A 10,252-nucleotide genomic window follows, 5' to 3' on the forward strand; every position below is an offset into this window, starting at 1 on the left:
CAACACAGACCCCCACTACAGTCTTTCTTTGAATTTTGTGGGGATCGTACAGGCTTTATGCCCCGAATTCGTCCAATATAATCCCAGCCTTGATTGAGTACAAGACGAAACCATGAATTATAAAAACCCGCATCAGTAATTAATATCGGACGGCAGGTTTCAGGTAATAAGGTTTTTAAATGGTGCAAAAACTGGCGATGGGCTTTATTGCTATTTTCATATTGTTTCGTAAATACCTCTTCGTAAATCGATAAGGCTCGGCCTTTAGCAACTAATGAGGCTCTAAGCAAATAATGGGTCGTATTCGGGACATGACTCCAATCAACCAAAATGAGCGGGCGTTCTATAGTACCAATTAAGCGATGCGCTACCTCTTTGTAGATGCTCTGTCGTTCTTGATGTAATAATTTATTACCTAAAAAACGATCGCATCGCTTAATATTGTGTTTTTCTTGCGTTTTATTCTTTAACGCTCGTCCCAGCCGGGTTAACGAGAGTTTCTTCTCTCTAATTAATGCTTCTACGAATAAACAAAGAGGACTTAATCGTTTTCCATGGATGGTACGAAACAATAAATTATGTAAAAATTACTTCACGTGCATAAATTTTCCTTAATCAAAATTGTCGGCAAAACAATTTGATCATTAATTTTTATGCACGTCTACTCATTCCTTCTTTCTTTGCTCCTATCTGGGGAGTTCTCATGCATAAAGCGCAGTACGTAGAACGTCGAGTATAGTTCATTTAAAAACATAAAGTGACATTCAAATTTCGCGTGGATCTCTCAGGAACAAGTCACGAGGTGTAGGCAGAAAGGTGATCAAGAGACAGTTTCTTGCAACCAGGCTTTTTTGTTATGAACACCGAGTCTGTAGACATGTGCTATGAAGGAAAAAAGAGCTGTCCCTGGATTTAAATTACCGAAGTCATCAGGCTATACTTAAAAATAACACATTCAAATAAAATAATAATGGCACGAATTCTGGTTTTACAACATTCTCCTTATGAGCCATTGGGTATCATTATTCATACTTTAAGAAGGATGAAGTTGCGTATTCGCTATGTTAATTTTGCCAGAGATCCCCATCAGCGAGTGGATATGAATCGTTATCATGGCATTGTTGTCCTCGGTGGTGCCATGCATCCTAATGAGCTTGATTTGTACCCACATCTAATTCACGAAATAGAATTATTGCAGGTGGCAATTGCCAAAGAAGTCCCAATATTAGGCATTTGTTTAGGCTCCCAACTACTGAATATAGCCTTGGGTGGCAGCTGTTATGCTTTAGAAAAACCGGAACTTGGATGGACACGAGTAGGTAAATGTGGTGAACATGATTTATTTGGATTGTTTGATCTTCCCATACATGTTTTTCAATGGCATCAATTTGCAAATCAGACAGCCCCAGGTATTGAGGTTCTTTTAGAAAACAGTCAGTGCGTGCAAGCTTTTAGTCATCATAATAGTGTAGGACTCCAATTTCATTTGGAAGTCGATGCCAATTTGATTCAACGCTGGCTTGAGCATCCAGATTATTTAGAGCATCTACGCCGCTATCTAAAACATGAAGATATTCATGCGATTCATGCAGAGACCAAACTGTATTTACCCCAATCCATGGCAATAGCAAAACATTTTTTTGCTAATTTTTGCCGCTTGTTTCATAAGAAATCCTATGCTTTATCATCATGGACTGCGGGAAGGGATTTGTTTTAAAGTTTTTTTGGTAAACAAAGAATCACGGAAATCTCCACTTAATCCCATTTAAATTTTTCTCAGTTTGCTATCAATATGGTCTAGGGATGTTTTGTTCTTTTATATTAAAGTATCCTTTTTACTCACTGGCTGAGTATCGAAAAATTTGTATCTCGTAGGTTTTTGTAATTTCCTTGGCAAGGATATCAGAATAGTGCTCTGAAACATCTGTAAAGCCGTCGAGACAAGCAATAGTTGGGTCATTCAGGAAATTCCGGACTACAAGTGTCGCAGACTCAGAAAGTTGTGAGGCAATTCGACTAAGATAGCTCTGGGCCATTTCCTTCGGAAAATAAGAAGGTGCATTTGAAAGTGAAATAAATCCGCTCTTATTTTCACTCTTTTCCAGAGTTGAAATGATATCTTCCTGGATGTAACTGACTTTAGTTTGGAGTAGTGCTTTTTTTGCCTGATAAAATACGATTGGGTCACATTCTACTGGCAATGCTTCTGAGAAAATAATCTCTCCAAAGAAGATCAATTGGAGCATGTAATTTTCTCTTGCCAAAGTATTCAAAAACATCTGATCGAAACACTTCTTGTAGGTATGATAGAAACTGATTTTGGGATCTACCTGGGGAAATATACCTGGTTTTATTTTCCAGGTGATTGCCATCAATGCAGCATAAATTCGCAAAAAAAAGTGCCATGCTTTTTTGGGAAATTTATGAGTGTAGTAAGTTTTTTGCTCCTCCAGGGTCTTGCAGTCAAAAATTTTTAATCCCTTTTTTCCTACGAATTTGCGAATAACCATACTGAATTTGCGGACGGTTTGTTCCCATTTTCCAGAGTAAAGAAGCGGGCTCCAATTGCTGTTTCCAAACACGTTTAAAAAATACTCCTGGGTTTCTGGACGTAATGTGATTATCTTCTTAAAAAGATCTTCTCGACTTTGAGTAGAGCTGCTTGCAGTTGGATAGCCAAGAAATTGAATAAATTCATTGTGATTCAAGTGTCTTACACTTTCAATTCTTAATTCCGTCAAATAAAGTTGCTCTAAAGAGAGATCCACACAAATGAGCTCTTGCGGTGATTTGGTTAAAAGAGGAATGATTCTGCTTCCGCTCCCCGCAATCGCTATGACTCTCTCTGTATGGTCAGGAAGAAGCTCCGATTCGACAACCGAATCTTCATTAGCTAATGTATATACCAACCCGTTAAAATGTGCTTGTCCCATAGGTTTGTTTTCCGCTCATCAAATTGACTCTAGAGATCGCTGGTTAATATCCAATCCCAATTTTGTGGTTGTGTACCGCAATTGAGTAATGTGATCGTAGAAGAAGGAAAAAGCTGCATCCCTGAAAGCTCCTCAATCAGGGGATCTTCGGATGTCGCACAAAACATGTGGATATGACCCTCCTGCGGCTCGTACTTTTTCTCAGATCCTTTCCCCATTTCTCCAAATTGTGCATGCAAAACCGGGATTCTACTTTGATCATGGGTCAAAACGAGATCTTTAATTCCTTCCAGCGACAGAAACCGAACATCTCCTCGATACCGTTCCAAAATGGGCTGGGCTTTTTGCATCGAGGCATAGTCTAACGAAAATAGACTAAGCTGGGTATCTCTGACGGGAATCCATTTGAGCCATCTTGTGAGACGTTTCACTCGATTTTGACTGCTTCCTGTCGTAGGATTCATGGAAATGCCAAAACCATTCCAACTGGTTAGCAAATTCCGTAAATATATTTTGTAAGCCATTTTGATAGGTAAGTGCTGGCCTCGATAGTCTGGATGAATTTTCAGGTCACAATAGTACCAAATTTTTTTCAGGCCGATGCGAGATGGAACAGTTCTCAAAACTGCGGCAACTACTCCAGCAACGCGATGTTTGTCGACGAATACGTAGTAATAGAGTTTTCCCAATCGTTCAAAAAAGGCAAAATAATCTTTACCATGATCAATTTTAAAAAACTTATCTCCATAGGGATAGGTGACTTCTCGTTCCAAATCAAGAATCTGGGTGAGATAAAGATTCATATTTTCAAGAGTCAAACGCACTAATTTCATGAAACAGATACCGCTGTTGCTACAGATACTTGTTTCTTTTCAGTCAATTTAGCTTCTGTAATACTAGGATTTGCTAGACTGCCGTTGATCCAACGTCTGCTTCGTGCGCGAAATAGTCCCTCATACAATCCATTAAAAAGGGTTGCTCCCAAGCGAAGCCCTTGCTCAATAGAGTTTCGCGATTCAGGTTCTGCATGCCAAGCAGTTCGTAGAATCGTAAAGAAATCCTCCGCATGCTTGATGTCCAATTTCTCATGAAGGTCGTAATGGATAAGCTGGCCAGGAGTGATCCAGCCGCGCGCTACCACGCTTCGTCCGATAAAAAATGAAATATCGGAAAACATCCTTTCAATTATTCCCATCGCCCCGACTCCGAGCAAGTAATGATCGGAATTACATACGCCTTCCAAAGCCGTGTTAAAAATTCGAAGTTCTGGCCATAAAACGCGAGCTTTCACGTCTTCAAAAGTACATCCATTCAATCTCTGGAGAAAGACCAGAAAGGTAAATTTATGAAACCGATCGCGGTCACCTTCTCCGTGTTCTTCCCACACGTTTCGCAAAATCCCGAGTCTTTGCTCAGGACAAGGAATCTTGGATACCAATGCAGCCATGGGGCGGGCGAAAAAATCAACAGCAGAGTAAAATTGAATCTGTGTTTCTACGAAATCATTTTTATCAAAAGTCCCGTCTTGTAGATGGACAAAATAGGAATTACTTAAGTAATTTGTTTCTTGGAGAATTTGCTCGATTAACTGATCCATACTTATTCTACCTTCAAGGCATAATTGATTTGTGAATAGAATAGACTTCTATCGCTTGTCAGTAACTCTGCACTTTCATCACACAAAAGCTCAAAATGACTGGAAAAGTACTTCATAAAATCTTTTTGATTATTGAGTTGACGTGTTAACAACCGTGCTCCTGGCTTCATCTCAAGATTGAGTCGATTGGCCAGATTCTCAATCTTGTCTTCATCCATCCAATCAAAAATATTGGAAAGATTCACAAGATCGAATGAGTGAAAACTTTCGACTTTGTCGATAGTATTATTGAAGAACTCAAAATGATACTTCGGAGTTGGCGCACAGAGATAATAAGGAAGGCAGGATTCCTGGTCGATATAATGTCCTAAAAATAGATGATGAATAAAATAATTTCTGGACATGTCTTCCTTTTCCAGTCCTTGCTCGATCACCTTCCTGAAATATTCAGGGTAGGAGTCTCTAGGAGCGTGCTGTACAGCTTCTGGCCCAAACATGGCTTCAAGAAAATTGTGGTGGAAAAACAAATCAAAGGCAACCTTCCAATATTTGTGTTCAAACAACACAGTTCTGATATGAGAGGTATGAGATTTGCCTAAAGGCTGGGTCAGAAGTTCCTTCAGCTCTTCCGAAGGCAAAATAAACTCAGTAATGAAGTTTCTAAACGAACGGAAAAGTGACTCGAAATTTCCTCTCTCGTTGAGACCAAATGGAGAATCATTTTCTACATTAAAAGCCCCTTTCTTTTTTGTGATGGAAGATTCCTCTAAGGCCCTTATTTTCTCTTGTATTAATTTAATCTGTGCTCGATTCGGATCTACTAAAGTGAACCGAAGATGAGGAAAGTAAGCCTGTAGGGAAAGCGCAGTACAGCCTCCCGAGGCAATGAGAAGAATTTCCTTTGCACCCGAGGAAAGGATTACTTTTTTCTCGATTTCCGGGTCTTCTCTGACTACTGAAAATTGAATTGGGTTATTTTTATTCTTGAGCATATTTGATCTGGCTTGCAGTCTCCATAGTGAGCAATTGAGTAGAAAATAGCATTTTATCCTATGCTTAAGGTTGCTGATGTTTTTATATTGTACAGATATAAACAATTCTGTCAATAAATAATACCCTTTGTGTTGTGGTGGACTTTCTACTGACGGCCCATTTCCTGGAATGGAGCTATGAAGGTATTCTTCGAACCGGAGCGCTGGCTTGTTCTATGTGTGCAAACCTTAGAAGGATGTAGCGATAGAGTGAGTGATTTATAATCTAGGAGTTTAATATCGCTACAGGTCTATAGTAACACTTTAGTATTAATTTAATATTAACAGCATTAAAATTTTATTTATTGATACATAAATAATCTATAAGTGTAATTAAAGGACAAAATAACGGCATTTAGTTCTTTAGCAAGCCATAGGCAGGTTGTAACCTACCTATATCTGCGGTGTTTTTAAATCATCTTACGGAATTGGAATTAATAACTATGTAGGAGTTGGCGTGACGCTTTCTTTCTGGGTAAGTTCTCCATTAGGAGGAGTGGTAACTGACGTGCCATATATCATTCTTGACATCGGGTTCCAGAAGAAAGAGAACGCTCCTGAAAGGTAACCGCCTGTCCCCACATTAGCTTTTTCTGGCTCCTTATTTTTTTCTTTACTGCGATCAGTTACACCAAAATGTTCAATAGCATGTTGTTCTGCCAGCTTCATGAATAAATCTGTTCCCGCAATAGGAGGAAGTTCGTGCGATGGTCTGTTTTTATAAAATCGCTCTGCAGCCGTTGTGACTAATCCATTAGCTTGTTTTAGCAAGCACAGTTCGTCTACTTCAATTTTTTTGCTAGGGACTATACTGCGTAATGCAGCCAGGTCATAGATAAAGGTTTGAATTTGCTGATAAAGCTTTGCAAAATCTTCAATAGGATCAGCAAATTGTTCTTCATAGCTTTGGGTAAGTTGCTCAATGGTGTATTTCTCTAGGCCTTTTCCAGACAATTTTTTATAAATATGGGCTATTTTGCATGCTGAGGGATGGTCGGGTAATTTTTTATATTCTTCAGAACTCATAATTTCATCGAGAACGGAGGGGCTATTTTCGATGTGATTTAATTGCATCAATAAGGCACTAAAAAAGTGGATTAAACGAATATCTATAGATTCTTGAAAGTAATTAAAGTCTTTTTTCAAAGCATGGGCGCGAACAACTAATGTATGATTTATACTCGTGAAACTTAATTCAAGGAGTTCGGCAACAAACTGTTTAATCGTTAAATTATCTGATTCAGACAGCTCTTTAAATTTAGTTAAAATATCAATAATTGCTTGATATAGCGTTTCTTTTTCTTGTTCTTTTTCAATTGAGGACCAATTCTCAGTTAAATATTGCTGACTTACCTGACGAATCACGATACCAAATGTTTCCAATACATTTTTACGATTCACTTCAGAATCCAGAATGGATGCTTCTTTATTGGTAATTTTTTTAATGTTTTCTTCCAGGACTGAGCTTGCGGTATTAATCATCTCAGCAAGGTTTTTTCTTTTGGTATCAAGGCCAAAAATTTTAAAAAAATGTGTTTGCATTAATAAGGCATGTTCTTCATTAACATAGCCAGAGTAGGTGGTAAAGACCTCGTTGAAGAGGCCGTAAATACGTCCTTTATGTAAAATTCTGCGTTGCTTAGTGAGACCCATGTAGGAATAATGGGTTGAATTATATGCATCATACCCAATTTGGTTTTTGGCAATTGCAGCATAAAGTGTCCGTAAAATAGTTGGAAAATCAAGTGCGGCTATCTTAATTGATTTCGCTTCAGCATCGGCTCCCGAATATTTTCTGCCTAAAGCGGTATACTGATGAAAGATCTGGGTGCCATCATTAAACGCTACTTGGTGCTTATTTAAGAAATTAAGTATCTTATATATCATTAATTTTTGGACATGGGTGGTTTTATAACCATCAGGGCAGACAATTATTCCTTGTTGGGAACCATCATTTCCATTTGAGCCTGTCCCGTGATGCCCTGGCATAGAATAACAAACAAGATTTTGTTTTTCTTTAGAGACTACTTCAGGATAAATTGGGGTAAATCCCCAATCAGAACGCTCGTTTGCATAATAAATTAATTCAGCATTTTTTATAATTTCCGGTAATATAAAAAAACGTTCGTCATACCAAGTAATTGGGAAACAATCTCCAGGGACAGGATCTATACCAAAAAAGTTTAGTGATGTCTGTGGAAGATTTGTTTTTAACTTATTAAACCATTGCTCTTGCTCTTCTTTGGGTATGAGATTAATTTGGGATTTTAAAGGCTCTATAATATCTGGCGTGTTATTTGTTGGTGTACCCTTGTATCGTTTGGTTTGCTGCTCAGCCAACTGTTTCAATACTTCTTCAAAGGTAGCGCATCCTGAAGTCATTGTTTGTATTGCTTGTAATTCATGAGCTATTAAAATCGATTCAACCGCGCCTCTACTATGCGCAATGATGTTGATTAGTGTTTGTCCTCGGGCTATTGCTTTCAATATTGCTGCCAGCCCCAGGGAAATTTTTTCTCCTACATTGGAGCCATCTGTTTTAGGTCCATTAATTACAGTAATTTCATCTGCTTGCAAGGGATAAGGGTTTTTTGCGTCTACCTTCGTCGTTTTAGCAGGTGAATTTGTTTTAATTAAAAAAGAGACAACACTTAGTGTTTCTCCTTTAGGGTAATCTTTTACTGTAGCTCCCTTGGTATAAGGAGTGGGTTTCGCAATTTGTTTTAACTCAGGAGTAAAGTCAGTGAGTGTCCCTAGCATTGTGAGTGTGAATGGTTGCTTTTCAATTTTACTGTCCATAGTAGAATGCCCCATAGTGTGACACAATGATCCATTATAGACATTATTGAATATAAAAATAAACAAGTACGCTTATATTAGAAAATGCGGGTATGGACTCGGCAGATTGCGATTTACGAAGACAGCAATTAGTTCCTTTTAAACATCTTTTTTAGGAAATAAACTTACTCATCCGCAAATAAGTATCATATAATTTAATATAGGTATTATTTTTTTCTATTTCTCTTAATAAACTATTAATACGCAGGATTAACTCTTTATTTTTGGGTAATGCGAGGATTGCTATCCCATCTCCAATTGTGTGTACGTTTCCTAATGGTTTAAATTGCTTTCCTCCCTCTTGGGTCCAGTAATTTACTGAAGAGCGGTTAAAAAAAGCAGCTAATATTGTTTTATTATGTAAATCGGCCAAGACATCTTCAATGTCATCATAGAGCTTGATTTGGAATAGTTTATGGTAATGCTCTGACAAATATTCATAGAACAATCCACCATTGAGCCTGTTTCGCAAAACACCGATTGTTTGACCTTGCAATCCATTGATTGAATTAATTGGATTATTTTTTAGAACTAAAAACTGCCCTTTACTTAACATATAGGGCAAACTGAAAATAAAATCAGTTTTAAGAGCATAAGAAATCGGAATACCTCCCATCGCCAAATCAACTTTACCCTCTTTTAATTTGTTGTAAAGCTCATCCATTCCCATCGGAATAAAATTACATTGTTCTTTTAAGTGCTGACAAAGTAATTGAGCCAAATCAATATCAAATCCATTGCCCGGAGAGAAAATGTAAGGCGGTTTAAACATAAGCGTACCGATATTAATAGTGGCAAAACTCATTGATGAGAAAAAAAGGCCCAGAACTATTAATATGGTTTTAATTTGCATTGTTTTAAACTCCATTTTGATCATCCACATATCCGTAGTTATTTGTATAATAGGTTAGAAACTCGAAACAAGTAGCCAAGGTATCGTCAGTTTTTGATTATTCCTATATTCCTGCATCTCGCGGACAAGCCGTGAGCGCGGGACATAGTAAGTACACTATTTATTGAATAATGGCTCAAAACATAAAGGTTTCTAAAAAATTAGCACTATCCCTAGTTAATGCACAGGGCCATTACCTCCACCATTATCCGTGCCAATTGCTCCTGTATTTCCTCCATTTCCCAAGCTGGTGCTGGGAGTAGGGGCGGTTATCTGGTAGGAAAATCGAGCAAATAATGTAATCCACTCATATTCGACGCGGAACGAATAGAGTTCCTGGTCGCAAGCAACCAGTTTATATACTATTGGAGATGAACCATATTTTTCAATGCATTCCTGATCTGTATTGAGGTTCATTAAGCTCTTCCAACTGCGCAATTATTTTTTCTGCCTGTTCTTCACTGATGAGGTTTTTCTGTTGAATTTGTTGAATGAATTCTATGGCTTGTTCTGAAGTTTCAAATACTAGAACAATCACATTTTTTCCCTCATATTGCTTTAGTCGTTCTTGTTCTTCTTCGGACATATCTTGATAAAGTTGGCTTTTCTTAAGCTTATCCAGGGAGTCAAAGATTTGAGGCTGAGCCTTTTTTTGAGCCATAAATTCATTATAAGCTTGACGTATCTGCTTCGTTTTTTCATCGTCATCAATACTTAAAATTATTGGCTTTGGCATGATAAATACTCCTGTTGATAATAAGTAATGAAAGACTGGCGTCTTTAAATTGTCAAAAAAACATATAAATTTTGTATAAATAATAGACGTATAAGTTCTGCTTTTACAAATTGGTTGGTAGAAAAAAAGCAAAATGCAAGATAGAAACCTTCACAAATTTTTTTGCGCATAAAGCCTGAGAGATAGACAAAAAAATTTGGTTTAAGGCATTGAAATATAGGAATA

At 37.7% G+C, this 10,252-nt stretch carries 10 protein-coding genes; 1 reads left to right on the forward strand and 9 read right to left on the reverse strand.

What is annotated here, in order from left to right:
• Window positions 1-572: IS4 family transposase (locus tag A8O27_RS17695; protein WP_154669258.1), on the reverse strand; the 572-nt coding region annotated here is incomplete at its 3' end.
• A gap of 398 nt (window positions 573-970) precedes the next feature.
• Between A8O27_RS17695 and A8O27_RS17700 the strand changes: the two genes are divergently transcribed.
• Window positions 971-1,717 (forward strand): type 1 glutamine amidotransferase, encoded by a 747-nt coding sequence (locus tag A8O27_RS17700; protein WP_174223909.1) that lies wholly within the window; start codon window positions 971-973, stop codon window positions 1,715-1,717.
• 118 nt (window positions 1,718-1,835) lie between these two features.
• On the opposite strand, the gene A8O27_RS17705 is transcribed toward A8O27_RS17700, so the two are convergent.
• From A8O27_RS17705 to A8O27_RS17740, 8 genes are all read right to left on the reverse strand, one after another.
• The gene (locus tag A8O27_RS17705; RefSeq protein ID WP_058460029.1) at window positions 1,836-2,933 is read right to left on the reverse strand and encodes a DUF3419 family protein; all 1,098 of its coding nucleotides are present in this window, start codon (window positions 2,931-2,933) and stop codon (window positions 1,836-1,838) included.
• A 29-nt stretch (window positions 2,934-2,962) separates the two neighbouring features.
• Complete coding sequence (locus tag A8O27_RS17710; protein ID WP_058460028.1) at window positions 2,963-3,766, reverse strand: hypothetical protein; 804 nt, start codon at window positions 3,764-3,766, stop codon at window positions 2,963-2,965.
• Window positions 3,763-4,530, reverse strand: a complete 768-nt coding sequence (locus tag A8O27_RS17715) for an iron-containing redox enzyme family protein (RefSeq protein WP_064115148.1) — start codon at window positions 4,528-4,530, stop codon at window positions 3,763-3,765. Before A8O27_RS17715 ends, A8O27_RS17710 begins: the two co-directional genes overlap by 4 nt.
• A 2-nt stretch (window positions 4,531-4,532) precedes the next feature.
• Window positions 4,533-5,522 carry a DUF3419 family protein gene (locus tag A8O27_RS17720; protein WP_058460027.1) on the reverse strand — a complete coding sequence of 330 codons (990 nt, stop codon included), beginning with the start codon at window positions 5,520-5,522 and terminating at the stop codon, window positions 4,533-4,535.
• A 480-nt stretch (window positions 5,523-6,002) separates the two neighbouring features.
• Window positions 6,003-8,360: a hypothetical protein gene (locus tag A8O27_RS17725; RefSeq protein ID WP_058460026.1), complete on the reverse strand. Its 2,358-nt coding sequence runs from the start codon at window positions 8,358-8,360 to the stop codon at window positions 6,003-6,005.
• Window positions 8,361-8,511: 151 nt separating this feature from the next.
• Window positions 8,512-9,267: a transporter substrate-binding domain-containing protein gene (locus A8O27_RS17730; RefSeq protein WP_160116284.1), complete on the reverse strand. Its 756-nt coding sequence runs from the start codon at window positions 9,265-9,267 to the stop codon at window positions 8,512-8,514.
• Between the two features lie 201 nt (window positions 9,268-9,468).
• Window positions 9,469-9,708, reverse strand: a complete 240-nt coding sequence (locus A8O27_RS17735) for a hypothetical protein (RefSeq protein WP_058460024.1) — start codon at window positions 9,706-9,708, stop codon at window positions 9,469-9,471.
• Window positions 9,677-10,027: a hypothetical protein gene (locus A8O27_RS17740; RefSeq protein ID WP_058460023.1), complete on the reverse strand. Its 351-nt coding sequence runs from the start codon at window positions 10,025-10,027 to the stop codon at window positions 9,677-9,679. Before A8O27_RS17740 ends, A8O27_RS17735 begins: the two co-directional genes overlap by 32 nt.
• Between the last annotated feature and the right edge of the window lie 225 nt (window positions 10,028-10,252).

This window comes from Legionella bozemanae, assembly GCF_001648595.1.
Classification (GTDB): Bacteria; Pseudomonadota; Gammaproteobacteria; order Legionellales; family Legionellaceae; genus Legionella; species Legionella bozemanae.

Bases quoted from the DNA above. Each gene is read 5' to 3' on its own strand.
- A8O27_RS17700 (WP_174223909.1), top strand. From the start codon at position 971: ATGGCACGAATTCTGGTTTTACAACATTCTCCTTATGAGCCATTGGGT.
- A8O27_RS17705 (WP_058460029.1), bottom strand. From the start codon at position 2,933: ATGGGACAAGCACATTTTAACGGGTTGGTATATACATTAGCTAATGAA.
- A8O27_RS17710 (WP_058460028.1), bottom strand. From the start codon at position 3,766: ATGAAATTAGTGCGTTTGACTCTTGAAAATATGAATCTTTATCTCACC.
- A8O27_RS17715 (WP_064115148.1), bottom strand. From the start codon at position 4,530: ATGGATCAGTTAATCGAGCAAATTCTCCAAGAAACAAATTACTTAAGT.
- A8O27_RS17720 (WP_058460027.1), bottom strand. From the start codon at position 5,522: ATGCTCAAGAATAAAAATAACCCAATTCAATTTTCAGTAGTCAGAGAA.
- A8O27_RS17725 (WP_058460026.1), bottom strand. From the start codon at position 8,360: ATGGACAGTAAAATTGAAAAGCAACCATTCACACTCACAATGCTAGGG.
- A8O27_RS17730 (WP_160116284.1), bottom strand. From the start codon at position 9,267: ATGGAGTTTAAAACAATGCAAATTAAAACCATATTAATAGTTCTGGGC.
- A8O27_RS17735 (WP_058460024.1), bottom strand. From the start codon at position 9,708: ATGAACCTCAATACAGATCAGGAATGCATTGAAAAATATGGTTCATCT.
- A8O27_RS17740 (WP_058460023.1), bottom strand. From the start codon at position 10,027: ATGCCAAAGCCAATAATTTTAAGTATTGATGACGATGAAAAAACGAAG.